Annotated in this window: 25 protein-coding genes; 7 read left to right on the top strand and 18 right to left on the bottom strand. The window is 67.1% G+C overall.

The window, feature by feature from the left end; translation table 11 throughout:
* Positions 1 to 37: 37 nt before the first annotated feature.
* Complete coding sequence (aroQ, locus tag B4920_RS02515; protein ID WP_079433015.1) at positions 38 to 475, bottom strand: type II 3-dehydroquinate dehydratase; 438 nt, start codon at positions 473 to 475, stop codon at positions 38 to 40.
* Positions 476 to 488: 13 nt separating this feature from the next.
* A complete protein-coding gene (locus B4920_RS02510; RefSeq protein ID WP_079433014.1) occupies positions 489 to 1,322 on the bottom strand; it encodes a shikimate dehydrogenase in 834 nt (277 codons plus the stop codon).
* Positions 1,323 to 1,753: 431 nt separating this feature from the next.
* Here B4920_RS02510 and B4920_RS02505 point away from each other — a divergent pair, with 431 nt between their 5' ends.
* Positions 1,754 to 3,157 (top strand): porin, encoded by a 1,404-nt coding sequence (locus B4920_RS02505; RefSeq protein WP_079433013.1) that lies wholly within the window; start codon positions 1,754 to 1,756, stop codon positions 3,155 to 3,157.
* An 88-nt stretch (positions 3,158 to 3,245) separates the two neighbouring features.
* Here B4920_RS02505 and B4920_RS02500 read toward each other — a convergent pair whose 3' ends face one another.
* The 3 genes from B4920_RS02500 to B4920_RS02490 form a co-directional block, all read right to left on the bottom strand.
* The gene (locus B4920_RS02500; RefSeq protein WP_079433012.1) at positions 3,246 to 4,115 is read right to left on the bottom strand and encodes a VOC family protein; all 870 of its coding nucleotides are present in this window, start codon (positions 4,113 to 4,115) and stop codon (positions 3,246 to 3,248) included.
* Positions 4,116 to 4,307: 192 nt separating this feature from the next.
* Positions 4,308 to 5,159: a class III extradiol dioxygenase family protein gene (locus tag B4920_RS02495; RefSeq protein WP_079433011.1), complete on the bottom strand. Its 852-nt coding sequence runs from the start codon at positions 5,157 to 5,159 to the stop codon at positions 4,308 to 4,310.
* Between the two features lie 3 nt (positions 5,160 to 5,162).
* A complete protein-coding gene (locus B4920_RS02490) occupies positions 5,163 to 5,516 on the bottom strand; it encodes a protocatechuate 4,5-dioxygenase subunit alpha (protein ID WP_079433010.1) in 354 nt (117 codons plus the stop codon).
* A 96-nt stretch (positions 5,517 to 5,612) separates the two neighbouring features.
* Between B4920_RS02490 and B4920_RS02485 the strand changes: the two genes are divergently transcribed.
* From B4920_RS02485 to B4920_RS02465, 5 genes are all read left to right on the top strand, one after another.
* A complete protein-coding gene (locus B4920_RS02485) occupies positions 5,613 to 6,527 on the top strand; it encodes a LysR family transcriptional regulator (protein WP_079433009.1) in 915 nt (304 codons plus the stop codon).
* Between the two features lie 213 nt (positions 6,528 to 6,740).
* Positions 6,741 to 7,055: a hypothetical protein gene (locus B4920_RS02480; protein ID WP_139379405.1), complete on the top strand. Its 315-nt coding sequence runs from the start codon at positions 6,741 to 6,743 to the stop codon at positions 7,053 to 7,055.
* Positions 7,056 to 7,248: 193 nt separating this feature from the next.
* Positions 7,249 to 8,571: a GTPase HflX gene (gene hflX / locus B4920_RS02475; RefSeq protein ID WP_079433007.1), complete on the top strand. Its 1,323-nt coding sequence runs from the start codon at positions 7,249 to 7,251 to the stop codon at positions 8,569 to 8,571.
* 46 nt (positions 8,572 to 8,617) lie between these two features.
* A complete protein-coding gene (locus B4920_RS02470) occupies positions 8,618 to 9,010 on the top strand; it encodes a VOC family protein (RefSeq protein WP_079433006.1) in 393 nt (130 codons plus the stop codon).
* Complete coding sequence (locus tag B4920_RS02465) at positions 9,007 to 9,600, top strand: GNAT family N-acetyltransferase (protein WP_254050813.1); 594 nt, start codon at positions 9,007 to 9,009, stop codon at positions 9,598 to 9,600. Before B4920_RS02470 ends, B4920_RS02465 begins: the two co-directional genes overlap by 4 nt.
* On the opposite strand, the gene B4920_RS02460 is transcribed toward B4920_RS02465, so the two are convergent.
* The 10 genes from B4920_RS02460 to B4920_RS02415 form a co-directional block, all read right to left on the bottom strand.
* On the bottom strand, positions 9,590 to 10,546 hold the full coding sequence (locus tag B4920_RS02460; protein WP_079433005.1) for an AEC family transporter: 957 nt from the start codon (positions 10,544 to 10,546) through the stop codon (positions 9,590 to 9,592). The genes B4920_RS02465 and B4920_RS02460 overlap by 11 nt on opposite strands.
* 170 nt (positions 10,547 to 10,716) lie before the next feature.
* A complete protein-coding gene (locus B4920_RS02455; protein WP_079433004.1) occupies positions 10,717 to 11,709 on the bottom strand; it encodes an aldo/keto reductase in 993 nt (330 codons plus the stop codon).
* Between the two features lie 14 nt (positions 11,710 to 11,723).
* Positions 11,724 to 12,680 (bottom strand): Gfo/Idh/MocA family oxidoreductase, encoded by a 957-nt coding sequence (locus tag B4920_RS02450; RefSeq protein ID WP_079433003.1) that lies wholly within the window; start codon positions 12,678 to 12,680, stop codon positions 11,724 to 11,726.
* Positions 12,681 to 13,535, bottom strand: coding sequence for a class III extradiol dioxygenase subunit beta (locus tag B4920_RS02445; RefSeq protein WP_079433002.1), 855 nt, complete (start codon positions 13,533 to 13,535; stop codon positions 12,681 to 12,683).
* 2 nt (positions 13,536 to 13,537) lie between these two features.
* Entirely contained in the window at positions 13,538 to 13,978 is a 441-nt protein-coding gene (ligA, locus tag B4920_RS02440; RefSeq protein WP_079433001.1) for a protocatechuate 4,5-dioxygenase subunit alpha, read from the bottom strand.
* Between the two features lie 87 nt (positions 13,979 to 14,065).
* Positions 14,066 to 14,980 (bottom strand): amidohydrolase family protein, encoded by a 915-nt coding sequence (locus B4920_RS02435; protein ID WP_079433000.1) that lies wholly within the window; start codon positions 14,978 to 14,980, stop codon positions 14,066 to 14,068.
* Positions 14,981 to 15,132: 152 nt separating this feature from the next.
* A complete protein-coding gene (gene ligK / locus B4920_RS02430) occupies positions 15,133 to 15,828 on the bottom strand; it encodes a 4-carboxy-4-hydroxy-2-oxoadipate aldolase/oxaloacetate decarboxylase (RefSeq protein WP_079432999.1) in 696 nt (231 codons plus the stop codon).
* Positions 15,829 to 15,943: 115 nt separating this feature from the next.
* Positions 15,944 to 16,972 (bottom strand): amidohydrolase family protein, encoded by a 1,029-nt coding sequence (locus tag B4920_RS02425; RefSeq protein ID WP_079432998.1) that lies wholly within the window; start codon positions 16,970 to 16,972, stop codon positions 15,944 to 15,946.
* A 107-nt stretch (positions 16,973 to 17,079) separates the two neighbouring features.
* On the bottom strand, positions 17,080 to 18,441 hold the full coding sequence (locus tag B4920_RS02420; RefSeq protein ID WP_079432997.1) for an aromatic acid/H+ symport family MFS transporter: 1,362 nt from the start codon (positions 18,439 to 18,441) through the stop codon (positions 17,080 to 17,082).
* A 243-nt stretch (positions 18,442 to 18,684) separates the two neighbouring features.
* Positions 18,685 to 19,776, bottom strand: a complete 1,092-nt coding sequence (locus tag B4920_RS02415) for a 4-oxalomesaconate tautomerase (RefSeq protein WP_079432996.1) — start codon at positions 19,774 to 19,776, stop codon at positions 18,685 to 18,687.
* Positions 19,777 to 19,889: 113 nt separating this feature from the next.
* Here B4920_RS02415 and B4920_RS02410 point away from each other — a divergent pair, with 113 nt between their 5' ends.
* Positions 19,890 to 20,780 carry a LysR substrate-binding domain-containing protein gene (locus B4920_RS02410; protein ID WP_079432995.1) on the top strand — a complete coding sequence of 297 codons (891 nt, stop codon included), beginning with the start codon at positions 19,890 to 19,892 and terminating at the stop codon, positions 20,778 to 20,780.
* Here the strand turns inward: B4920_RS02410 and B4920_RS02405 are convergent.
* From B4920_RS02405 to B4920_RS02395, 3 genes are all read right to left on the bottom strand, one after another.
* Entirely contained in the window at positions 20,777 to 21,703 is a 927-nt protein-coding gene (locus B4920_RS02405; RefSeq protein WP_079432994.1) for a DMT family transporter, read from the bottom strand. The genes B4920_RS02410 and B4920_RS02405 overlap by 4 nt on opposite strands.
* Before the next feature lie 83 nt (positions 21,704 to 21,786).
* On the bottom strand, positions 21,787 to 22,263 hold the full coding sequence (locus B4920_RS02400) for a DUF934 domain-containing protein (protein ID WP_079432993.1): 477 nt from the start codon (positions 22,261 to 22,263) through the stop codon (positions 21,787 to 21,789).
* Positions 22,260 to 23,918 carry a nitrite/sulfite reductase gene (locus B4920_RS02395; RefSeq protein WP_079432992.1) on the bottom strand — a complete coding sequence of 553 codons (1,659 nt, stop codon included), beginning with the start codon at positions 23,916 to 23,918 and terminating at the stop codon, positions 22,260 to 22,262. The genes B4920_RS02400 and B4920_RS02395 overlap by 4 nt, the downstream gene beginning before the upstream one ends.
* Positions 23,919 to 23,939: the final 21 nt, after the last annotated feature.

The raw sequence follows: 23,939 nt of genomic DNA, 5'->3' as shown, positions 1-23,939 counted from the left end.
TTTGTGGGGGCGAATTCATTCGCCCGCGGACTTCGCCTCAGCGGAGCGCCGACACCGCCGCGCGCAGGGCCAGCAGGTAGCTATCCACACCGAAACCACAGATCTGTCCCTTCACGACGTCGGCAAACACCGACACGTGGCGGAAAGGCTCACGGGCGTGGATGTTGGACATGTGCAGTTCGACGACCGGACAGCTCAGGATTGCCAGCGCGTCGCGGATACCGTAGCTGTAGTGGGTCCACGCGCCTGCATTGATCAGCACCGCATCCACCCCGTCGGTGAAGGCCTGGTGGATGCGCAGGCACATGTCGCCTTCCTGGTTGGTCTGGTAGCTATCCACCTCGACGCCCAGTTCGCGGCCCAGCGCCTGCAATTGTCCGTCGATCTCCTCCAGCGTGACGGTGCCGTACTGCACCGGGTCGCGCTTGCCGAACATGTTGTGGTTGATGCCATGCAGCATCAGGATCTTCTTCATCGCGCGCGCCTCCTCAGTACTTGATCTGCGCGACGGCGCGCAGCTCGTCCGGCGTGGCGGTGCCAAAGCCGAAGAACTCCAGGTAGGCCGGAATCATCTCGAACAGCATGTCGGTGCCGACCTGGATCGGGCAGCCCTTGGCCTGGGCGGCGGCGAGCAGCGGCGTGATGGCCTGCTTCATCACCACTTCGCCGACGAAGGTGGTCGGCGCCACGCGGTCCATGTCGAAGGGCAGCGGATCGTCCGCCTTCATGCCCAGCGGCGTGGCATTGACGATCAGGTCGAAGCCGGCCGGATCGTTGGAGCCGGTGCTGACCTTGAGCTCCGGGTAGTGGGCAACCAAGCGCTCGGCGAGGCGCTTCGACGAGGCCTCGAAGTTGTCGAACAAGGCCATCTCGGCGACGCCGGCAGCGGCCAGCGACGCAGCGATGGCGCAGCCCACGCCGCCGTTGCCGGACACCAGCACGCGCTTGCCCTTCAGCGCGAAACCCTTGCGCAGCACACCGCGCACGAAGCCGGCGCCATCGAACTGGTCGCCGAGCAGGGTGCCGTCCGGGCGCAGCAGGATCGCGTTACAGGCGCCGGCGACGCTCGCGGTCGGCGTCACCTCATCTACCAGCGACATGGTCGTGACCTTGTGCGGCATGGTCACCAGCGCACCGCGCAGGTTGGTCATCTTGCGCAGGGACTGGATCGCCGCCGGGTAGTCCTCCGGCTTGACGCCCATCGGCATCACCACCGCGTCGATGCCCTTCGACTCGAACCACGGGTTGTAGATCATCGGTGCCTTGAAGGCCTCGGTCGGGTAGCCGAGGTGGGCGATGACGGTCGTTTTGCCACTGATCATGAGTGCCTCCTTTTTATCCGGGGGAAGGCGACGACGTCCGTTGGCCCTCTCCGGGCGGAAAGCTGGCTGTGCATCGCGCCGTTGCGGCCAAGCCCGGGGTATCCCGGGTGACGCAACATGGAGCGCAGCTTAGCGAGGCGGACACAGCGGCAAAATCCGCTAAACACCAGTCTTGGGCGATTAACGCACAGCACTGCGCGACAATCGCCCAGCTTGAATACCGCGTCGCAGCAATTTTTCGACCCAACAGCCCCACTCCCGAAGCTGCGCGCCAATCGCTCCAATCAGCGCGACAATCGCGCAAAGCCTGCCAGAAGCACGGTTTTTCGCAGGAGCCTCCTCTGTAAGCTCCGCCCCGTGCTGACCTCTCAAGGTCTGCAACTCCACACAAGCCGGATCCCACGAATCGGCCCAAGACAGAGGAGACATCCATGATTCGACAAAAGACCCTGCCCGCCCTGCTGCTGCTCGCCGGCATCACCACCCTCGCCGGCCCCCGTGTCGCGCTCGCCGGTGAGTTGGAAGAGCTCAAGGCCCAGTTGCAGGCCCTGCAGTCCCGTATCGAGAAGATGGAAGACAACCAGAAGCAGGCGGTGACCGTGAAAGCCGTCGTCCCGGCGGGTGCGTCGGCGGCCTCCGGCGTCACCGTCGGCACCGCACAAAGCCCCCTGAGCCTCAACGTGGGCGGCGGCACCGTCACCCTGTACGGCAACCTCGACGCCTACCTGAACTACATGAAGAGCAGTTCGGGCGCCACCATCGCCTCCGCCCAGGACGGCGCTGCCCTGCGCAGCCGCATCGGCTTCAAGGGCGAGCGGGCAATCAGCCCCGACTACCTGGCCAAGTTCCAGCTCGAGCAGGGCTTCAACCTGACCAACGGCAGCGCCGCCGATACCGCCAACGCCAGTACCGCCGGCCTGACCACCAGCGGCCGCCTGTTCGACCGCCAGGCCTGGGCCGGCGTGCAGACGCCCTACGGCGATTTCCGCCTCGGCCGCCAGAACACCGCCATCTTCGCCCGCGGCGATTTCTTCGATCTCACGTCCCGCACCATGGGTTCGGTGGTCAACCTGTTCGGCGTGCCGTCCCGCTACGACGGCGACCTGTCGTGGATCTCGCCGCGCTGGAACGGCCTGCTCGCCGAGGCGCACTACGCCTTCGCCGGCGCCAATCCGGTGGCCGGCACAGCCACCACCACCAGCAACGTCAGCCCCAGCAACATGGCGGTCTATCAGCTCGCCCTCGACTACCTGAACGGCCCGTTCCGCATCGGCTACGCCGGCATCGAGGGCCGCCCCGACTACAAGGGCACGGTGAAGAAGAACGCCGAGTACCACAGCTTCTATGCCAACTACGACTATGGCCGCGGCAAGATCTACGCCGCCTTCGTGCGCTCCAACAACGGTGGCGCCAACGCCAACGGCAGCGGCGCGCTGAGCAACGTCGGCGGCAACATCGTCGGCAACAATCCGACCGGCAGCACCAGCGGCTCCCTCAACGCGGGCCTGGCCGGCACCGGCCTGGACATCTTCTACGAGATCTACCAGCTCTCCGCCGACTACCGCATCACGCCCCAGTGGCGCGTCGGCGGCCTGTGGGGCACCATCAAGGACACCACCGGCCAGTCCAAGGGCTCCAAGGGCTGGGCCCTGGCCAGCTACTACGACCTCAACAGCAACGTGATGCTCTACGCGCTGCTCGACACCATCGACAACCAGCAGAACGGCAATTGGGGCCCGGCTGGCTCCGCCGGCCTGACCAAGACCTTCTCCGGCACCGACCGCACCGGCCAGCGCATTGACGGCATCCAGACCGGTTTCGTGTTCAAGTTCTGAGCGTCATCGCGGGCGATTTCGTTCTCCTCATATTGATCGGGCACCCTCGCGGTGCCCGTTTTTTTGGAGAACCGGGCTTACGCCCGCTTCAGCAGCCGCTCGGCTGGGCGTGATGAACCAGCTCGAACTGGGTACCGCCGACCAGGGTGCGGGTCAGCGCACCCAGCTCCCGGTTGCCCAGCAGGGATGCGTCGACAAAATGAATACCGCGGGCTTCCAGTTCCGCCACCGCCTTCGCCACGTCGGGCACGCCGAGGCCAATGCGGTTGAAGCCTTCCTGCCAGTGGGCGTCCTCGGCACCGGCCGGCGGCTCGATGAACTGCAGGAAGAAACAGCCACAGGCGCTGCGCATGATCGTGCCGCGCGGCAGCACGCCGAAGCGCATGCCTTCGGGCAGCGGCGTGAAGCCCAGCACCCGCTCGTAGAAGTTGCACCAGCGTGCGGTGTCGCCGGCCAGGATGTACTGCACGATGCCGAAGAAGTGCAGGCCGGCCAGCGCCGGCACGTCGAAGCGGGCCTCAGGCAGCGGCAGGAAATCAACCTCATAGAAGGACACGCCGGCGCGCCGGTCGAGCAGGAACAGCACCGCGCCGCCCGGCCCATGCACGCCGGGGATATTGAGCTCCATCGGCCCGGCCTGGCTGCTCACCGGCTGGGCGCCACAGGCCAGTGCGTGGCGGTAGGCCACGCCGGCATCCGGCACACGGATCGCCAGCGCTTTCAGCACCACCTCGGCCTCCGCATCGGCCTCGCCTTCCAGCGCCCGCTCGTCGGCATTGACGATCACGTTCACATCGCCCTGCCGGTACAGCAGCACATCGCGCGAACGATGCTTCGCCACCGGCTGGAAACCCATCGCCAGCAGCGCCGCGCCGAACTCCTTCGGCCGGCTGGTGGCGTACTCGACGAACTCGATACCTTCGATTTCCGGTTCGCCGCCCAGTGCTTCAAATCCCATGCTCGTTCCTCTCTGTCGGGCCCATGCCCAGGGACTAGACTGCCTTCAATTCTGACACGAAAGCTGGCCCCGTCTGCGCGCGGGCTCGCCTTTCTCCAAGCACGAAAGGCGTCCGCGGCCCCTTTCGGAAACCGCGGACGCCTGCGTGCCTTCCTGCATGCCGCAGCCCCTCACCGGGACGGCGGCCATCCGTCACGCCACGTTCTCGAACAGCATCAGGCCGGCGGCCGTGTTGGAGATGGGAATGTGATAGTTGGAGTGCAGCTTGTTCACCTGCTCCACACTGCCCATGGCGGCGCGGGCGGCGATCCACATCAAGAGTTCGATGCCCTGCGTGCCGGTGAAATCCACCAGGTCTTCCACCGAGTACTGGGTCGCCCAGGCCGGATCGGTGACCAGGCTGTCCATGAACTTCAGGTCGAAGTCCTTGTTGATGAAGCCGGCCCGCTCGCCATCCAGCTGGTGCGAAAGACCGCCGGTACCGATGATCACCACGCGGGCGTCGTCGTCCCAGCTACGCACCGCCCCGCCGATGGCCTGGCCGAGCTTGAAGCAGCGCCTGGCGCTGGGCAGCGGGTGCTGCACGGTGTTGATGCACACCGGCACGGTACGCACCGGCCAGGCCTCGCCGGCGTTCGGCCACAGCAGCTTCATCGGCAGCGTGAAGGCGTGGTCCACCCGCATTTCCTGGCAGGTGGTGATATCGAACTCCTTGTCCACCAGCGACTCGATCAGGTGCCAGGACAGGTCGAGGTTGCCGGGGAAAGCCGGCAGCGTCGGGATGCCCCAGCCTTCGTCGGCGTTGCTGTAGCTCTCGGCGGCGCCCACCGAGAAGGTCGGCATCTTGTCGAGGAAGAAGTTGAGGCCGTGATCGTTGTAGATCACCACCGCCACGTCGGGCTTCACTTCGTCGAGCCACTTCTGCACCGGTGGGAAACCATCGAAGAAGGGCTTCCAGTAAGCGTCCTCCTGCAGACCACCGGCAATCGCGCGGCCGATCGCCGGAACGTGGGAGGTCACAATGCCGCCAACAATCTTTGCCATGTCTTATTTCCCCGCTTCCAGCAGTTTCGCCTTGAAGGCTTCCTTGGTCATCCCGGTCTGTTGCGCACCGATGTCCTGCATGTCCAGCCCGAAGATGCCGGCGAACTTGGCCAAGTAGTAGGCGTTACCGCCGGCCGCGATGAGGTCCAGCACATTGCGCCTGGCGATGGCCGCCGACTGCTCGGCGTTCAGGCCATACTTGCGGCAGTAGGCGTCCTCGTCCTTCACGAACTCCGCGCGGTTGGCCGCCGAGTTGAAGGAGAAGCACATCTTGTTGAGGGCATACCCCTTGCGGGCGGCATCGCCGTCGAAAATCGGGGTGCCGGGAATCACCCGGCGCTGCTTCACATCAGCCATGCGTGTCTCCGTTGTAGGAATGTTGGGAATGCGATGACGTGACGAATTTTGACCCTGCTCGCCCCATGGATAAACGCAGTCCAACCGAATCGTCCCATGAGTAATTTCGATCATTTGAACCTCGATGGCCGCCTGCTGCAGTTGCTGGTGGCAGTCATCGACGAAGGCTCCATCACCCGCGCCGCCGAGCACCTCGGCGTCACCCAGTCGGCGGTCAGCCATCTCCTCGACAAGCTGCGCGGCATCGTCGGCGACCCGCTGTTCGTCAAGTCGGGGCGCGGCATCGTCGCCACCGCGCGGGCCGAGGAACTGGCCGTGCACGCCCGCGTGCTGCTCGACGAGCTGCGCCGCTTCGCCACCGCCGCCGAGTTCGACCCAACCCAGCTCGCCACCACCTTCACCATCGCCGCCAACGACTTCCAGCGCGACCTGCTGCTGCCGCTGCTGCTCGACCGCCTGCGCGCGGCGGCACCGGGCGTCACCCTGCGGGTGATCCCCTCCGACGTGCCGACGCCGGAGATGCTGCGCGACGCGCACTGCCAGCTGGCCATCTCGCCGCGCCCGCCGGAGGCCGGCGACATCCTGCAGAAGCGCCTCTTCGAGGACAGCTATCGGGTCTTCTACGACGCCGCCTGCCGCACCGCGCCGGACGGCCTGGACGACTACCTGGCCGCCGAGCACGTCACCGTGCTGTACGAACCGCGACGCAGCCTGGACATCGACAATCTGCTCGCCGCCCAGGGCATCCAGCGCCGCTTCGTCGCCAGCGTACCGGGCTTCGCCGGCATCCCGTCCTTCCTGCGCGGCAGCCGGCGCCTCGCCACCCTGCCGGGCCTCCTCGGCGGCGGTCTGCTGCACGGCCTGGCCAGCGTCGCCCCGCCACTGCCCTGCCCACCGATGCCGATGTACATGATCTGGCACCTGCGCCACCGCCACGACCCGGCCCACAGCTGGCTGCGCGCCGAACTGGAAGCCATCGTCCCCACCGCGCTGGCCAGGGCCGCTGATTAGCCGCTCCTCGTGGGGGCCTGCTTCGCTGCCAGCACACCCGGTGTGCGCCGTGGACAGATCTGCGCAGCCTGCCGCCCGGAGCCTTGCTACAGCATCAGCCGAATGAACATAAACCTATGATTTAAAAATAAAAAGCAGTACAACACCGACCGGCATGAAGCATGCATCGGGAACGCTTCCCGAATCCCCCCTACACCAGTCCTGGAGACAGCCATGCTTCGACAACTCATGCTGCTGCTTGCCCTCGCGACCACCCCCTCCCTGGTCAGCGCCGGCCTGATCGGCGAGCCGGTGGGCTCACGTACCACCGTCAGCCCGGCCCGGGCGCAGACCTGGGCCGGCCAGCCGGCGCTGAAACTCGCCGGACTCACGACGAAAACCGCCGACAGTCGCTACACCACCTCCACGCACACCACCGGCCGTCCGCAGGCACCGCTGGCCCCGGCCAGCCTCGACACCAACCCGGCCGCCTGGAACGGCTATGTCCCGTCCGGCCCCGACAGCGCCGGCTGGTGGTCCAGCTACTAGGCCCGGCGGCTCTCCGGAGCCGGCTCATCATCCGGGCCGACAACGCCCAAATCCCCCTGGACAGCGACCTACGGAACAGCGCCGTCGAGCCAATTCCACCGGCGCGCACGGCACGACCACCACACTCATGAGGGCGCGGCAGGCATTGACGGGTACCATCTGGCCTTGACCATCCTAGACAAGCCGATACCGCATGCCCATTGAAGCCAAAGAAAAGCCCCGCTACGCCGTCGTCGCAGCCGTCCAGCTCCCCCAGGTGAATGACGTCGAGTTCGAGGCCTCCCTCAACGAATTACGCGAGCTGGCAAAAACCCTTGGCTTCACGGTCGTCCATACCTTCATCCAGAAACGCGCCGGCTTCGATCCGATGGCCTACCTGGGGGTCGGCAAGCGCCAGGAGATCCACGACTACGTCAACGGCAACCCCGCCCCCGACGGCGGAGACGCGCCCATCGACGCCATCCTGGTAGACCACGAGATCTCCCCGTCGCAGGCCCGCAACCTCGAACTCGAAGTCGGCTGCGAGGTGATGGACCGCACCATGGTCATCCTCGAGATCTTCCACCGCAACGCGCGCTCCCGCGCTGCCCGTGCCCAGGTGGAAATCGCCCGCCTCGGCTACATGGCCCCGCGCCTGCGCGAACTGGCCAAGCTGGCCGGGCCGCAGGGCCGTCAACGCAGCGGCGTCGGCGGCCGCGGCGCTGGCGAATCCGCCACCGAGCTGGACCGCCGCAAGATCCGCGACCGCATCGCCGAACTGCAGCAGGAAATCATCGCCATGGACGCCGAGCGCAAGACCCAGCGCGCCCGCCGCCAGGAGCGCCAGGGCCTGGCCGGCGTCGCCCTCGTCGGCTACACCAACGCCGGCAAGTCCACGCTGATGCGGGCCCTCACCGGCAGCGAGGTGCTGGTCGCCAACAAGCTCTTCGCCACGCTCGACACCACCGTGCGCGTGCTCCACCCGGAGAGCGTGCCGCGCGTGCTGGTCAGCGACACCGTCGGCTTCATCAAGAACCTGCCCCACGGCCTCGTTGCCTCGTTCAAGTCCACCCTCGACGAAGCGCTCGACGCCTCCCTGCTGCTGCACGTCATCGACGCCAGCGACCCGGGCTTCCAGCGCCAGCTCGAAGTCACCGACGAGGTGCTTGCCGAGATCGGTGCCGAAGAAGTGCCGCGCATCCGCGTCTTCAACAAGATCGACCACGTCGGCGACGCCGAGGCCCAGGCCGAGTGCGAAGCCGCGCTGCACGCCCAGTACCCCGGCTGCATCGTGATGAGCGCCCGGCGCCCCGCCGACGTCTCGCGCCTGCGCGACGACATCGTCGCCTTCTTCCAGAAGGATCTGGTCGAGGCCGAACTCTTCCTGCCCTGGTCGGCCCAACAACTGCGCGGCGAGATCTACGCGCGCTGCCAGGTCCTGGGCGAACGCGCCGACGAAGAAGGCGCCTTCTTCCACGTGCGCGGCGAAGCCGACACCCTGACGGCCCTCAGCGAGCAGCTCGCCCAGGTGCGCTGAAAGCGGACGCGCGGGCCAAGGACACTCACGACCTCCAGGAGAAGCCATGAAACTCGGCTACACCATCATCTACGTGCCCGACGTCGCGGCGTCGATCGCCTTCTTCGAAAAGGCCTTCGGCGTAGCACGCCGCTTCGTGCACGAATCCGGCACCTATGGTGAACTCGACACCGGCGAGACCACCCTCGCCTTCGCCGCCCTCGAACTGGGCCACACGCACTTCCCCGCCGGCTTCGTCGCCGCCAGCGAATCGCCCAAGCCCCTCGGCTTCGAGGTCGCCTTCGTCACCCCGTCCGTAGCGGAAGGCCACGCCCGCGCGCTGGCCGCCGGCGCCACCGAACTGCTCGCCCCGGAAGCCAAACCCTGGGGCCAGACCGTCTCTTATGTACGCTGCCCGGACGGCACGCTGGTCGAGCTGTGCACGCCGGTGGGCGCGTGAACACCGGCGCACTGCCGCAGCTACCGTCCCCCCTCGAGATCGATACGCCACGCCTGCGCATGCGGCAGTGGCGGGCCGCCGACCGGGCGCCGTTTGCCGCCCTCAACGCCGACCCGCGGGTCATGGAGCACTTTCCAAGCACCCTTGATCGTGCAGCCAGCGACGCGATCGCCGAGCGCTGCGAAACCCTCATCGCCGAGCGCGGTTGGGGTTTCTGGGCGGTGGAACGGCGGGATTCGGGAGACTTCATCGGCTTCGTCGGCCTCAACGTGCCGACCGCCGCGCTGCCGTTCGCACCCTGCGTGGAAATCGGCTGGCGCCTTGTCCACGCGGCCTGGGGTCAGGGTCTGGCCAGCGAGGCGGCCAGGGCTGCGCTGACGACCGGCTTCGAGACGCTGGGGCTGGCGGAAATCGTGTCCTTCACCGCACTGTCCAACCGTCGCTCCCAGGCCGTCATGGAGAGATTGGGCATGCGGAGGACGTCCGAAGACTTCGACCACCCGGTGCTGCCGGAAGAGCATCCGCTACGCCGCCACTGCCTCTACCGGCTAAACGCCGACGCCTGGCGCGCCGCCACGCTCAGGGAGTAAGACCGAAGCCAGGCACGTGGCGCAGCAGCCAGATCGCCGCCGCGATGGTCACGAAGGACGCCACGGTGGCCACCAGCAAGGTGGCCGCGCAGAAGCCCTCGCGGCCGTGCTTCTGGCCGAAGATCGGGTAGATGCTGAGCATCGGCGCGCTGGCCAGTAGCACCGCACCAGCACCGAGCAGCGGGTCCACCGGCCCGAACAGGTAGAGCCCGAGGGCCACCGCCAGCGGATGCAGGATCAGCTTGGCGAAGCTGACCACGCCGACATCCACCAGCACGTCCTTCAGCGGCAGGCCGACCAGGCTGCCGCCGATGAAGAACAGGGCCACCGGCGCCGACGCGGCGGCCACCATCTCCACCGCCTTGGCGAGCTGCGGCGGCTGGCTGATGCCGAAGAAGGAAAACGCGAAGGCGACGAAGATCATCACCACCAGCGGACTCTTGCGCAGGCCCAGCAAGGCCCGCCCGAAGACACGCAGGAAAGGCTCGTGACGGGCCTTGCCGGCATCGCCGAGGGCCAGGCACAGGGGCAGCATCAGCATGTTCTCGACGATCATCGACAGGGCCAGGGCCATCGACGCGGTGGGGCCGATCACCTGCAGCGCGATCGGGTAACCCACGTAGGCGCTATTGGCGCAGCCCATGCCCATGCCGATCAGGCTGGCGTGCTCCAGATTCTGCCCGCGCCCCAGCCGCGCCCAGGCAATGCCGATGCCCACCATCGCCACCGACCCGAACAGGTAGGCAGCCAGGTAGGGCAGGTTCAGCACCTCGGCGAAGGAGCGCTGGGAGATCGACTTGAAGACCAGCATCGGCAGCGCGATGCGGATCACGAACGCGCCCAGCGCGGTCAGCCCTGCCTTCGGAAAGATCTCGGTCCGCACGGCCAGGTAGCCCATGCCGATGAGCACGAAGATCGGGGTGGTAATGGCGAGGATGGCCAGCATGAGGAGCGATGTTTCTGGTTGGGATCCAGGGCGGCCTGTCGTGAAACCGACCTGTGGAGGGCGCCCCTTCGCAGGATCCGATATCTGATCTGTGGGGGCGAATTCATTCGCCCAAGGACTTCATTCAACTGGCTGAGGGCAAATGAATTCGCCCCTACGGGAATGCAATGTCAGGCCGCCGGGAATTCCTCGGTATCGATCTCGGCCTGAGTGGCCGCATTGTAGCGGGAGCCAACGACCGTTCCTTGATTGATCAAAGCATCCAGGCGGGCGATCAGGTCGGGCTTCAGCGTGACCTGCGCCGCGGCGAGGTCTTCCTGCAGGTGGGCCACCGACGTGGTGCCGGGGATCGGCACGATGTCCTCGCCCTTGGCCAGCAGCCAGGCCAGCGCGAGCTGGGCCGGCGTGCAGCCGGCTTCCTGCGCCAGCGCCGCGTAGGCTTCGTGGAGGCGCAGATTGGCGGCGTAGTTGTCGGGGGCGAAGCGCGGCATGGCGCGGCGGATGTCCTTGGCGTCGAAGGCTGCCACGTCCAGCGGGCCGCCCAGAAAACCGCGGGCCAGCGGACTGAAGGCCACGAAGGCGACGCCCAGCTCGCGGCAGGCGTCGAGCACGGCGATCTCCGGGTTGCGCGTCCACAGGGAATACTCAGTCTGCAGCGCGGCGATGGGATGCACCGCGTGGGCCTTGCGCAGCGTCTCCGCCGACACCTCGGACAGGCCCAGCGCACGCACCTTGCCGGCCTTGACCAGCTCGGCCATCGCGCCGACGCTGTCCTCGATGGGCACGGCCTTGTCCCAGCGGTGCAGGTAGAGCAGATCGATCACGTCCGTCTGCAGGCGGTCGAGGCTGGCCTCGACGCTGGCGCGGATCGTCTCCGGACGGCCGTCGATGACGCGCTTGCCGTCCACGCCGTGCATGCCGCACTTGCTGGCCAGCACGAAGCGCGACCGATGCGGCGCCAGCACGCGGCCGAGCAGCCGCTCGTTGGCGCCGAAGCCGTACAGCGCGGCGGTATCGAAGAAATCGACGCCGGCATCGAGGGCCTTCAGCAGCACCTCCGCCCCCTGCTCCGGCCCCGGCGGCACGCCGTAGGCGTGGCTGAGGTTCATGCAGCCGAGGCCGATGGGGGAAACCTGGAGGGGACCGATGCGGTGTTGCTTCATGGGCTGCTTTCCTTTCAAGCGTTGAGTTGCTGTTCCAACTGGTGCAGCACCTTGTAGCACGGCAGCACGCTGGCCACGCTAGCGTTGGGTTCGCGGCCTTCGCGGATGGCGGCGAAGAACTCGCGGTCCTGCAGCTCGATGCCGTTCATCGACACATCCACCTGCGACACGTCGATCTTCTCTTCCTTGCCGTTCACCAGGTCGTCGTAGCGGGCGATGTAGGTGGCAGTGTCGCCGATGTAGCGGAAGAAGGTGCCGAGCGGGCCGTCGTTGTTGAAGGACAGACTCAGCGTGCAAATGGCGCCGTTGGCGGCCTTGAGCTGGATGGACATGTCCATCGCGATGCCGAGGGTCGGGTGGATCGGGCCCTGGATGGCGTTGGCCTGCACGATGGGGCTGCCGGCCTGGTAGGCGAACAGGTCCACCGTGTGGGCAGCGTGGTGCCACAGCAGGTGGTCGGTCCAGCTGCGCGGCTGGCCGAGGGCGTTCATGTTGGTACGGCGGAAGAAGTAGGTCTGCACATCCATCTGCTGGATGTTGAACTCGCCGCCCTCGATCTTCTTGTGCACGTACTGGTGGCTGGGGTTGAAGCGGCGGGTGTGGCCGCACATGGCGACGAGGCCCTTCTCCTTCTGCAGGTACACCACCTCTTCGGCGTCCTTCCAGCTGTCGGCCAGCGGAATCTCGACCTGCACGTGCTTGCCGGCCTTCAGGCAGGCGATGGCCTGGGAGGCGTGCAGCTGGGTCGGGGTGCACAGGATCACCGCATCCACTTCGGGCAGGGCCAGGGCTTCGTCCAGCTCGGTGGTGACGTGGGGGATGCCGTACTTCTCGGCGACCGCCTTGGTGGCGTCCAGGTCACGGCTGATCAGCGACACGACTTCCACGCCGTCGATGTTCTTGATGCCGTCCAGGTGCTTGATGCCGAAGGCGCCGGCGCCGGCCAGCGCGACCTTGATCGTCTTGTTCATTTATTGGTTCTCCAGAATCAGATGGCCCACGCCGGTGTTGGAGGCGGGGACGTGATAGAAACGGTGGGCGACCTTGGGCGCCGGGCCGCCGGCCACGTCGTCCATGGCGCCGCGGGCGATCAGCCACATGACCAGCTCGATGCCTTCGGAGCCGGCTTCGCGCACGTAGTCGATGTGCGGCACGGCGGCAGCGGCCTCCGGATCGGCGATCAGCTTGTCGAGCCAGGCGTTGTCCCACTCGCGGTTGATGAGGCCGGCACGCGGCCCCTGCAGCTGGTGGCTCATGCCGCCGGTGCCCCAGATCTGCACCTTCAGCGGCTTGTCGAAGGACGCGATGGCCTTGCGGATGGCCTTGCCCAGGTTGTAGCAGCGGTGGCCGGACGGCACCGGGTACTGGACCACGTTGACCGCGAAGGGGATCACCGGACACGGCCACTCCTGCGGGCTGCCGCACAGCAGGTTGAGGGGCACGGTGAGGCCATGATCCACGTCCATCTTGTTGACGATGGTCAGGTCGAAGTCGTCCTGGATCACGCTCTGGGCGATGTGCGAGGCCAGCTCGGGGTGGCCGATGACCTTGGGCACGGGACGCGGGCCGTAGCCTTCGTCGGCGGGTTGGAACTCGGCAGCACAGCCGATCGCGAAGGTCGGGATCATCTCCAGGCTGAAGGCCGTGGCGTGGTCGTTGTAGACCAGGAAGATGACGTCCGGCTTGTTGGCCTCCATCCATTCCTTCGACGGCTGGTAGCCCTTGAAGAGCGGCACCCAGTACGGGTCGGTGGTCTTGCCCAGGTCGATGGCGGCGCCGATGGCCGGCACGTGGGAGGTATAAACGGATGCGGTGATCTTGGCCATGGTCAGTCCTTCTTGCGGCCAGCCTGGCCTTGCGGTTGATGCTGGGCCTGGGCGTCGCCGTCCTCGCCGATGTAGCGGTTGCCCTCTGCGGAGCGGCCGCCCTTGATCATCATGTCGCGGTATTCCTCCTCGCTCATGCCGGTCATGCTGCCGGCCATCTGCTGGAAGCTCTTGCCGTCGGTGGCGCCGATTTTGGCGAGGAAGTAGATGTTGCCGCCGAGCGCGATGCAGCGATTCAGGTCGCGGGCCAGCACGGCCTGCTTCTGGTCTTCGGTCATCGGCCACTCATCCAGGTAGGCCCGCTCGTCGGCCTTGAAGCGCTCGCGGTTGGCGGCCTTCATCAGCGACATGCAGAATTGGTTGAGGTGGTAGCCGAGACGGGACTGCTCGGCGTCGAAGATCGTCGTGCCGGGGATGTCCTTGTAGGGCTTGTCGAGTGCCATGTGTTGTCTCCTCTGCGGGGCCGGGGGTGCCTTGTCTGTGGGGGCGAATGAATTCGCCCCTACGGGGCAGGTCCGGCCGTTAGCTCACTATGCTTCTTCGGGCCAGTAAAGTCGCTTGGGGTTATCCACCAGCAGCTTCTGCTGCAGATCAAAGGTCGGGGCGATGTGGGGGATGAAATCCACCAGCAGGCCGTCGTCGGGCATGTGGTCCTTGAGGTTGGGGTGCGGCCAGTCGGTGCCCCACAGCACACGCTCGGGGAACGCCTCGACGACGCGGCGGGCGAAGGGCACCACGTCCCGGTAGGCAGCCTGCTCGCCGTCCAGGGCCTTGGGGCCGCTGACGGACAGGCGCTCGGGGCAGCTGACCTTGGACCACACGTTCTGGTGCTCGCGCATGAACTTCAGGAACAGCTCGAACTCCGGGCCGTCGATGGGCTTGGTCACGTCCGGGCGGCCCATGTGGTCGACAACCACGGTGGTCGGCAGCGCGGTGAAGAAGTCCCACAGCTCGGGCAGGTCCACCGCCTCGAAGTAGATCACCACATGCCAGCCCAGCGGGGCGATGCGGGCGGCGATCTCCATCAGCTCGTCCTTCGGCGTGAAATCCACCAGCCGCTTGACGAAGTTGAAGCGCACGCCGCGCACGCCGGCGGCGTGGAGGTCCTGCAGTTCCTGGTCGGTGATGCTGCGCTTCACGGTGGCGACGCCGCGGGCCTTGCCGTCCGAATGGACCAGCGCATCCACCAGTGCCCGGTTGTCGGCACCGTGGCAGGTGGCCTGGACGATGACGTTGCGCTCGAAGCCCAGGTGGTCGCGCAGCGCGAAGAGCTGGGCCTTGGACGCATCGCACGGGGTGTACTTGCGCTCGGGAGCGTAGGGAAACTCAGCCCCCGGCCCGAACACGTGGCAGTGGGCATCCACGCTGCCGGCCGGCAGCTGGAAGCGGGGCTTGGACGGACCGGCATACCAGTCGAACCAGCCGGGAGTCTTTTCAAATTCCATACTTTTCTACCTCTGTGATGAAGGTACGAAGAAATCGTAGCGAGCAGGCCCGAGGTTGCGACGACTCAGTTGGCAGAATCGGGAGCTGTACTGGAGTACAGCGAGTACCGGAATCGCAAGATCGGGACGCGCAGTAGATTTATTCGTGCCTTCTAGTCGATGTACTTCAGGCCGGCTTTAGCGAGCGGTTCGCGCAGGCTGTACATGTCCAGGCCCAGCTCGCCGGCGGCGAAGCGGGCGCGCTTGGCGGTCTCGTTGTTCTCGCGGGCTTCGGCGGCGTCGGCCACCTGCTGGGCGATGGCGGCGGGTACCACCACCACGCCGTCGTCGTCGGCGATCACCACGTCCCCCGGGTTGACCACCGCGCCGGCGCACACCACCGGCACATTCACCGAGCCGAGGGTCGCGCGGGTGCAGCCCTTGGCGTGGACGGCGCGGCTGAAGACCGGGAAGTTCATCTCGGTGAGGTCCTTCACGTCGCGCACGCCGCCGTCGATGATCAGGCCCTTGGCGCCCTGGGCCTTGTAGGAGGTGGCTAGCAGGTCGCCGAAGAAGCCGTCGGTGCTGTCGGCGGTGCAGCCGGCAACGACCACGTCGCCCGGCTTGATCTGCTCGGCGGCCACGTGGAGCATCCAGTTGTCGCCCGGCTGCAGCAGCACGGTGACGGCGGTGCCGCACAGGCGGGCGCCGACGAAGATCGGGCGGATGGTCGGCTTCATCAGGCCGACGCGGCCCATCGCTTCATGGATGGTGGCGACGCCGAAACGGGACAGCTTGTCGACGGCGGCCGGATCGGCGCGGTCGATGTTGCGCTTGACGATGCCGAGGGTGTTCATGGGAAGGGTCATCTCAATGTCTCCAGGTTTCTCGTAGGGGATCGCAGGCTTCAGGCCGGCCGCGCGCGGCCGCTCCAAAGCGGTCGGCCTGCCCCCGCGCCGCAGGCGCTTCGGGGGGCGTGTTTCATTACCGGCCCTTGGCCTTCAGCGCGGCATCGAGGCGCGGATAAACGCGGCGGGCGTTGCCTTCGTAGACCTTGTAGCGGTCCTCGGCGGACAGGTTCAGGGTGCCCTCGATGTAGCGCTTGGTGTCGTCGTAGTAGTGGCCGGTCTCCGGGTCGATGCCGCGCACGGCGCCGATCATTTCGGAGGCGAACAGGATGTTGTCCACCGGGATCACCTTGGTCAGCAGGTCGATGCCCGGCTGGTGATAGACGCAGGTGTCGAAGAAGATGTTGTTGAGCAGGTGGTCTTTCAGCAACGGCTTCTTCAGCTCCTGGGCCAGGCCACGGAAACGGCCCCAGTGGTACGGCACCGCGCCGCCGCCGTGGGGGATCACGAACTTCAGGGTCGGGAAGTCCTTGAACAGGTCGGAGGTCAGGCACTGCATGAAGGCCGTGGTATCGGCGTTCAGGTAATGGGCGCCGGTGGTATGGAAGGCGCAGTTGCAGCTGGTGGACACGTGGACCATCGCCGGGATGTCGTACTCGACCATCTTTTCGTAGATGGGGTACCAGTGACGGTCATGCAGCGGGGGGCTGGTCCAGTGACCGCCGGACGGGTCCGGGTTGAGGTTGATGCCGACGTTGCCGTACTGCTCGACGCACTTCACCAGTTCGGGGATGCAGGTGGCCGGATCGACGCCCGGGCTTTGCGGCAGCATGGCGGCACCGATGAAGTTGTCGGGGAACAGCTGGCTGACGCGGTAGCACAGCTCGTTACAGATGGCCGCCCAGGTGGCGCTGACGTTGAAGTCGCCGATGTGGTGGGCCATGAAGCTGGCCCGCGGTGAGAAGATCGTCAGGTCGGAACCGCGCTCCTTCATCAGGCGCAGCTGGTTGGTCTCGATGGTCTCGCGCAGTTCGTCGTCGCTGATCTTCAGCTCGGACACCTTGGGCATCGCGGACGGATCCTTGATGCCGGCGATCTGGCGGTTGCGCCACGCTTCGAGAGCCTTCGGGGCAGTGGTGTAGTGACCGTGGATGTCGATGATCATGGTGTGTTCCTTATGGGTTCCTGCTTGTATGGCTGCATTGTTCCAAGGCTGAAGACCGCGCATAAGCGGTCTACCGCTCTAGCAGCTATAGCAATTTGCGATATCTTTTAGTGCCCCGCCGCCTCGGCCATTTTGGGCTTGGCGCCGGCGGCCTCCGGATGCACGAACTCCTTGACCAGCAGGGCCGCACCGGCAATCAGGCCAGGCACCGCGACCACCGCGAAGATGCTGCCGAAATCCAGCTGGCGGGCGCTCAGCTCGGCCACCAGGAAGGAACCGGCGATGCCACCAAAGCGCCCGATGCCGAGCATCCAGGCCACGCCGGTAGCCCGGCCGCGGGTTGGGTAGAAGGCCGCCGCGAGGGCCGGCATGGACGACTGGGCGGTGTTCATGATGGCGCCGGCGCCGAACACCACCGCCACCAGCAGGCCGATGCTGCCGGCCGCATGGCCGATGGCGTAGATCGCCGCGGCGGTCAGGAAGTAGCCCACCGCAATGACCCGGTTGGCATTGAAGCGGTCCATCAGCCAGCCGAACAAAATCGCACCGACGCCGCCGAGGGGGAACAGCGCCGAGATCAGCGTCGCGGTCTTGGGGTCGAGACCGCCGTCCTTGAACAGCACCGGCATCCAGTTGATCAGCGCATAGAAGATCACCAGGCCCATGAAATACGCGACCCACAGGGCCGCCGAGCCGACCACGTAGCTGCGCGACAGCACCACGCCGATGCCGCTGCCTTCGGTCGGCGCGTGGACCTTCTCAGTCATCACGAAAGCGATGGCCTTGTCGGCGGCGCTGGAGATGCGGCACAGCACGCCACGGATGCGCTCGACGGAGAAGCCCTTGGCGACCATGTAACGCACCGACTCGGGCAGGAACACCAGCAGCAGCACGACCAGCACCAGCGGCGCCAGGCCGCCGAGGCCCAGCACGCTGCGCCAGCCCCACTGGGGGATCATCCACGCGGCGAGGAAGCCGCCGAGGGAGGCGCCCAGCGGAAAGCCGCAGAACATCGCGTTGGTGAGGGTCGCCCGGCGCGCGTCGGGACAGTATTCGCTCATCAGCGTCACCGCGTTGGGCATCGCCGCGCCGAGGCCGAGGCCGGGGACAAAGCGCAGCACCGACAGCTCGGTGAGGCTGCCAGCGAAGGACGAGGCCAGGCAGGCCACGCCGAAGATCAGCACCGACACCACCAGCAGGCGCTTGCGGCCGAAGCGGTCGGCCAGCGGCCCGGCAGAGAGGGCCCCGGCCGCCAGCCCGAACAGCGCCGCGCTGAGCACCGGCGCCAGCGCCGGCTTGGTGACGCCCCACTCCTGGATCAGCGACGGGGCGATGTAGCCGATGGCGGCGGTGTCGAAACCGTCCAGCAGCACGATGCAGAAACACAGGCCGAAGACCAGCCACTGGAAACCGGAAAACGGGTGCTCGTTGAGGAACGTCTGCACATTGACGTTCGGGGTCTGGCTCATTTCGACTTCTCCTCCAGGTGCCGCCGGTGGCGGCTATTTTGGTTTATTGGAACTCTTGTGTTTTCTGCTGCGGCCGGGCCCGCACGCCGATGACGCTCCTGTAGGGGCGAATTCATTCGCCCGCAGCCCGTTACCGAAGTCCGCGGGCGAATGAATTCGCCCCCACAGAAGATTGACCCCTACCTGTTTGCCCCTGCCGGCTCGCCCCTGCAGAGCGGCCCCGACGGATCGGGAAGAGCCGGATCAGCCCTGCGCGCCGCCCCACACGGCAGCAGGCACCATCACCTCGCCGCGCATGATCAGGCGCGCGGTGCGCAGCAGCGCGGCGCGGGTGACGTTCTGCGGGTTGGCCGGATCGAGTTCCAGCTCCACCGAGAACTCACCGGTCGGGTGTTCCACCGACACCGCCTTGACGTTGCCCTCCGGCACCTGGGCGATGCCCGCGGTGACGGAACCCTCCAGCACGCAGGCGGTGGCCACGGTGACCGCCGCCAGCACGCCGATGGCGTCGTGGCAGACGTGGGGGATGAAGCTGCGGGTGGTCAGGCTGCCGCCGTCGCGGGCCGGCGCCACCAGGGTCATCTTGGGATAGTTTTTGGCGCTCACGTCGCCGAGGCCCATGGCGTGGCCGCAGGCGATGCGCAGGCGCTCGATGCGGTCCTTCAGCTCGGTGTCGGCGTTCATCTCGGCGACGCTCTCATAGCCGGTCCGGCCCACGTCGGCGGCGCGGAAGATCACCAGCGGCATGCCGTTGTCGATGCAGGTCACCTCGATGCCGTCGATCACGTCCTTCACCTGGCCGGTGGGCAGCAGGCCGGAACACACCGAACCGGCGGTATCCAGGAAGTTGATGGTGATCGGCGCCGAGCTGCCCGGCACGCCGTCGATGCGCGCGTCGCCGGCGTATTCCACCTGGCCGCCCGGCGTGGGCACGGTGATGTCGCACTGCATGTCGGTGTTGAGGGTCAGCACGCGGAAGGTGCTGGTCTCGCCCTGCGCCTGCACCATGCCGGCTTCCAGCGCGAAGGGCACCACCGCGGCGAGCATGTTGCCGCAGTTGGGGGTGGTATCCACGGTGTCCTTGTCGGGCTGGAGCTGGGCGAACAGAAAGTCCAGATCCACTCCCGGCGTCGCGCTCTTCGAGACGATCCCCACCTTGCTGGTCAGCGGGTGGGCGCCGCCGAGGCCGTCGATCTGGCGGCGGTCGGGGGAACCCATCACTGCGAGCAGCACCCGGTCGCGGGTGGCGATGTCGGCGGGAAGGTCCGCAGCGTTGAAGAACGGCCCCCGGGAGGTGCCGCCGCGCATGAAACAGGTTTTGATTGGCGTTTGCATGCGAAGCATTCTTCGCCTGTGCCAGCCCCTGCAATAGCGGTCTGATGCTCTAGCAGCTATAACAGTTCGTGATACCTTTCAGCCCTACCGCCGCCGCCCCGAAAGCCCCGTCCATGGACCTGAAACAGCTCGAATACTTCGTGCGGGTTGCCGAACTCGGCAGCTTCACGCGCGCCTCCATCGTGCTCGACATCGCCCAGCCGGCCCTCAGCCGGCAGATCCGCCTGCTGGAGGTGGAGCTGCGCCAGAACATGCTGGTGCGCAACGGCCGCGGCGTGACGCTGACCGAGGCCGGCAAGGTCCTGCTCGAACACGCCCGCGGCATCCTCCACCAGGTGGAGCGGGCGCGGGAAGAACTCGGCCGCGTGCGCGGCGCCCTCACCGGCCGCGTCGCCGTGGGCCTGCCGCCGAGCCTCGCACGCGTGCTGACGGTGCCGCTGACCCGCGCTTTTCGCGAACGCTTGCCGGAAGCCTCGCTGTGCATCCGCGAAGGCCTGTCGGTGACCATGCAGGAATCCCTGATCTCCGGCCGCCTGGACGTCGCGCTGGTCTACAGCACGATGCCGTCCACCGACATCGAGACGCGGCCGCTGCTCGACGAGGAGCTGTTCCTGATCCGCCCCAACAAGGGCCAGCCGCCGCGCCCGGTGACGCTGGAAGAAGTCGCCCAGATGCCGCTGATCATCCCCAGCCGCCCCAACGCGATCCGCATGCTCATCGAGGCCGCGCTGGCCGACGCCGGGCTACGTCCCAACATCGCCATCGAGATCGACGGCGTCAGCGCCCTCCTCGATCTGGTGGCCGACGACGCTGGCGTGGCAGTCCTGTCGAAGACCGCGCTGCAAACCTCCGGCAAGGCCGACCAGCTCCTGCCCCACCCGATCACCCCGCCGCTGCACAGCCGCCTCTCCCTGGCCGTCAGCGCCCTGCGCCCAGCCACGCTGACCCAGCAGGCAATGGTCGAACTGATCCGCGAGACGGTGGGCAAGACCCTCCGCACCTAGGCATCCGACCTGGCCGCCTGCCGCGGCGGCAACGCACACAGCACGGCGCCCGCCGACACCACCAGGATGCCGACGATCACCCGCAGCCCGATGGCTTCGTCGAGCAGCAGCCAGGCGCCCACCGCCGAGACGCCGGGCACCAGGGCCAGCATCATCGAGGCCTGGCAGGCGCCGATCTTGTGGTTGGCGTAGCTGTACATGCTGCCCGCCAGCAGCGCCGCGACGACGCCCTGGTAGACGCACTGCAGCGCGATCTCCCCGGCCGGCGCCAGCAGCACCGCCTTCGGCAGCCACAGCAGGTACACCGGCAGGTAGGCCACGCACGAAAAGCTCGCCACGCCGGTGATCGCCAGCCACGGGCGGACCTGCCAGCGACGCATCAGCAGGCCGAAGATGGCCCAGGTCAGCGCAGCGGCGAAGAACAGCAGGTCGCCGATCCACTGGGCGCCGCCGCGGCCGGCCACCACGCTGTCGTAGCCGATCAGTACCAGCCCGAAGGACGACAGCAGCAGCGCCAGCGCAATGTGGCGGGCAAGCCGGAAGCCGCCCAGCACGGCGACAATGACGATGGTCCAGAACGGGATGCCGCCGTTCACGAAGACGCCTGCGTGGGCAGTCGGCGCAAACGCAAAGCCGGAGTACACCAGCAGCCCGTAGCCGAGGCCGCCGAACAGGGCCAGCGCCATGTAGCGCGGCCAGTCGGCCCGCTTCACGCGGGCCAGGAAGAAAGGCAGCGCGATCAGCCCGGACACACCGAAGCGCATCGCCGCGATGTCGAAGGGCGTCAGCACCCCCTTGCTGCCGAGGCGGGAGACGATGTTGAAGCCCGACCAGCACAGCACCACCACGCATGCGGCGAGCAGACCCTTGGTATGGTCGGACAGGCCATGGCGGTCGGAAACGACATGATCGGCAGAATTCATCGGCAGGCCTTCGGCAGTTCGGCCGGAGCGACGCCCCGGCTCAGTGTTCACTCAACACGCTCATTGTGGCTCAAGCCCCGGCCTTACCCACGTCCGCCGAGCGGCGCCCAGGAATAATCCGCGAAGGCCGCCCGTGCCTCCTCCACCGCCTGATCGGCGCGCAGCGCGAAGGCGTCGAAGCCACAGCGATGCAGGAAGTACAGCTGATCCCGCAGCACATCGCCAACCGCCCGCAGCTCGCCGCGATAGCCGTGGCGGTTACGCAGCAAGCGGGCCAGGGAGTAGCCGCGCCCGTCGGTGAACACCGGAAAGTGGATCGCAATCAGCGGGATGTCGTCCAGCCACGGCAGCACCGCGTCGAGCCCGTCCTCCGCCACCAGCAGCACACCGGCCCGCTGCGGTTCGAGCTCCGCCCGGTGCGCCAGCCACAGCGGCAAGGGCAGCAGCAGCGGCCCGCCCGCGGCGATGGCGTCGGCGATGTGCGCCGCACTGGCGTCGGCGGCGATGGGCTGCCAGCGGTCGGCGACGATCTCGCCGTGCTTGAGGATCGCGGCGCTCATGCTCCACCTCCATACACGCGGGTCTTGAAGGGTTCCAGGCCGAGACGCTCGACCGCGTCGATGAAGAGTTCCCCCTCATGCCGCAGGGCCAGGTACACCTCCAGCAGGCGCTGGATCACGTAGGGAATCTGCTGCGCCGCGAAGGCCGGGCCGATCACCTTGCCGATGGCCGCCCGCGTGCCCTCCCGGCCGCCAATCGTCACTTGGTAATACTCCTCGTTGTTCTTGTCCACGCCGAGGATGCCGATGTGCCCGATGTGGTGGTGGCCGCAGGCATTCACGCAGCCGGACATGTTGAGCTCCAGCGGCCCGATGTCGAACTGATAGTCCAGATCCTCGAAGCGCTGCTGGACCGCCGCCGCCACCGGGATCGAACGCGCATTGGCGAGGGAACAGAAGTCCCCACCCGGGCAGCACACCACGTCGGTCAGCAGGCCGATGTTGGGCGTCGCCAGGCCCAGCGCCCGTGCGCCTTCCCACAGGGCCGGCAGGTCGCGGCGAGCGACGTGGGGCAGCACCAGGTTCTGTTCATGGCTGACGCGGATCTCGCCGGCGCCGAAGCGCTCGGCCAGCTCGGCGACGCCGTCCATCTGCTCGGCGGTGGCGTCCCCCGGCGGCGAGCCGGCTTTCTTCAGGGACAGGGTGACGATGGCGCGGCCGGGGTCGCGATGCGCCGCCACGTTGCGCTCGACCCAGCGGGCGAAGGCGCGGCTGCCCGCCAGCGCCGCCGCATAGACCGGGTCGGCCGCGTCAGCGGGCGGCAGGTCGGCACGGGCGAAGAAGGCGGCCATGTCGTCGAAGGTCTGCTCGGCGATCACCCCGGGGCCACCGCGGCTCCACGCCCACTCGTCCTCCACTTCCCGGCCGAAGCCCTCCAGCGTCAGATCCTTGACGAGGATTTTGATGCGCGCCTTGTACTTGTTGTCGCGGCGACCGTAGCGGTTATAGACCCGCAGGATGGCCTCGAAGTAGTTGAGCAGCTCCTCCCGCGGCAGGAAATCCTTGAGGCACTGGCCGACCATCGGCGTGCGGCCGAGGCCGCCGCCGACGAAGACCTGGAAGCCGATCCGCCCGTCCTCGGCCACCCGCGCACGGGCGCCGATGTCGTGGAAGCGCACCGCCGCCCGGTCCTCCTCGCCGCCGGCAATGGCGATCTTGAACTTGCGCGGCAGGAACAGGAATTCCGGCGCCAGCGTGGACCACTGGCGGACGATCTCGCAGTAGGGGCGCGGGTCAAACAGTTCGTCGGCGGCCACGCCGGCGAACTGGTCGGTGGTGATGTTGCGGATGCAGTTGCCGGACGTCTGGATCGCGTGCATCTGTACGGCAGCCAGTTCGGCCAGGATGTCCGGCGTCTCCTCCAGGCGCACCCAGTTGAACTGGATGTTGCTGCGCGTCGTGAAGTGGCCATAGCCCCGGTCGTAGCGGCGCGCGATGTCGGCCAGCTTGCGCAGCTGGTAGGCCGCCAAGGTGCCGTAGGGGATGGCGACCCGCAGCATCGGCGCGTGGCGCTGGATGTAGAGGCCGTTCTGCAAGCGCAGCGGGCGGAACTCGTCCTCCGCCAGGCGCCCGTCGAGGAAGCGCGCCATCTGGTCGCGGAACTGGACGACCCGGTCGTCCACCAGGCGCTGGTCGGTTTCGTTGTAGCGGTACATGGTCTGTTCTCGGGCGGTGGC

The organism is Zoogloea sp. LCSB751 (genome assembly GCF_002028455.1).
Lineage (GTDB): Bacteria > Pseudomonadota > Gammaproteobacteria > Burkholderiales > Rhodocyclaceae > Zoogloea.
The sequence above is the reverse complement of the archived record's forward strand: the minus strand, read 5'-3'. Positions and strand labels throughout refer to the sequence as shown.

Bases quoted from the DNA above. Each gene is read 5' to 3' on its own strand.
- ligK (WP_079432999.1), bottom strand. From the start codon at position 15,828: ATGACCCTTCCCATGAACACCCTCGGCATCGTCAAGCGCAACATCGAC.
- B4920_RS02505 (WP_079433013.1), top strand. From the start codon at position 1,754: ATGATTCGACAAAAGACCCTGCCCGCCCTGCTGCTGCTCGCCGGCATC.
- aroQ (WP_079433015.1), bottom strand. From the start codon at position 475: ATGAAGAAGATCCTGATGCTGCATGGCATCAACCACAACATGTTCGGC.
- B4920_RS02480 (WP_139379405.1), top strand. From the start codon at position 6,741: ATGCTTCGACAACTCATGCTGCTGCTTGCCCTCGCGACCACCCCCTCC.
- B4920_RS02490 (WP_079433010.1), bottom strand. From the start codon at position 5,516: ATGGCTGATGTGAAGCAGCGCCGGGTGATTCCCGGCACCCCGATTTTC.
- B4920_RS02395 (WP_079432992.1), bottom strand. From the start codon at position 23,918: ATGTACCGCTACAACGAAACCGACCAGCGCCTGGTGGACGACCGGGTC.
- B4920_RS02420 (WP_079432997.1), bottom strand. From the start codon at position 18,441: ATGAGCCAGACCCCGAACGTCAATGTGCAGACGTTCCTCAACGAGCAC.
- B4920_RS02445 (WP_079433002.1), bottom strand. From the start codon at position 13,535: ATGGCCAAGATCACCGCATCCGTTTATACCTCCCACGTGCCGGCCATC.
- B4920_RS02415 (WP_079432996.1), bottom strand. From the start codon at position 19,776: ATGCAAACGCCAATCAAAACCTGTTTCATGCGCGGCGGCACCTCCCGG.
- B4920_RS02485 (WP_079433009.1), top strand. From the start codon at position 5,613: ATGAGTAATTTCGATCATTTGAACCTCGATGGCCGCCTGCTGCAGTTG.
- B4920_RS02400 (WP_079432993.1), bottom strand. From the start codon at position 22,263: ATGAGCGCCGCGATCCTCAAGCACGGCGAGATCGTCGCCGACCGCTGG.
- B4920_RS02435 (WP_079433000.1), bottom strand. From the start codon at position 14,980: ATGGAATTTGAAAAGACTCCCGGCTGGTTCGACTGGTATGCCGGTCCG.
- B4920_RS02510 (WP_079433014.1), bottom strand. From the start codon at position 1,322: ATGATCAGTGGCAAAACGACCGTCATCGCCCACCTCGGCTACCCGACC.
- B4920_RS02450 (WP_079433003.1), bottom strand. From the start codon at position 12,680: ATGAACAAGACGATCAAGGTCGCGCTGGCCGGCGCCGGCGCCTTCGGC.
- B4920_RS02495 (WP_079433011.1), bottom strand. From the start codon at position 5,159: ATGGCAAAGATTGTTGGCGGCATTGTGACCTCCCACGTTCCGGCGATC.
- B4920_RS02425 (WP_079432998.1), bottom strand. From the start codon at position 16,972: ATGATCATCGACATCCACGGTCACTACACCACTGCCCCGAAGGCTCTC.
- B4920_RS02470 (WP_079433006.1), top strand. From the start codon at position 8,618: ATGAAACTCGGCTACACCATCATCTACGTGCCCGACGTCGCGGCGTCG.
- B4920_RS02500 (WP_079433012.1), bottom strand. From the start codon at position 4,115: ATGGGATTTGAAGCACTGGGCGGCGAACCGGAAATCGAAGGTATCGAG.
- B4920_RS02460 (WP_079433005.1), bottom strand. From the start codon at position 10,546: ATGCTGGCCATCCTCGCCATTACCACCCCGATCTTCGTGCTCATCGGC.
- B4920_RS02455 (WP_079433004.1), bottom strand. From the start codon at position 11,709: ATGAAGCAACACCGCATCGGTCCCCTCCAGGTTTCCCCCATCGGCCTC.
- B4920_RS02410 (WP_079432995.1), top strand. From the start codon at position 19,890: ATGGACCTGAAACAGCTCGAATACTTCGTGCGGGTTGCCGAACTCGGC.
- hflX (WP_079433007.1), top strand. From the start codon at position 7,249: ATGCCCATTGAAGCCAAAGAAAAGCCCCGCTACGCCGTCGTCGCAGCC.
- ligA (WP_079433001.1), bottom strand. From the start codon at position 13,978: ATGGCACTCGACAAGCCCTACAAGGACATCCCCGGCACGACGATCTTC.
- B4920_RS02405 (WP_079432994.1), bottom strand. From the start codon at position 21,703: ATGAATTCTGCCGATCATGTCGTTTCCGACCGCCATGGCCTGTCCGAC.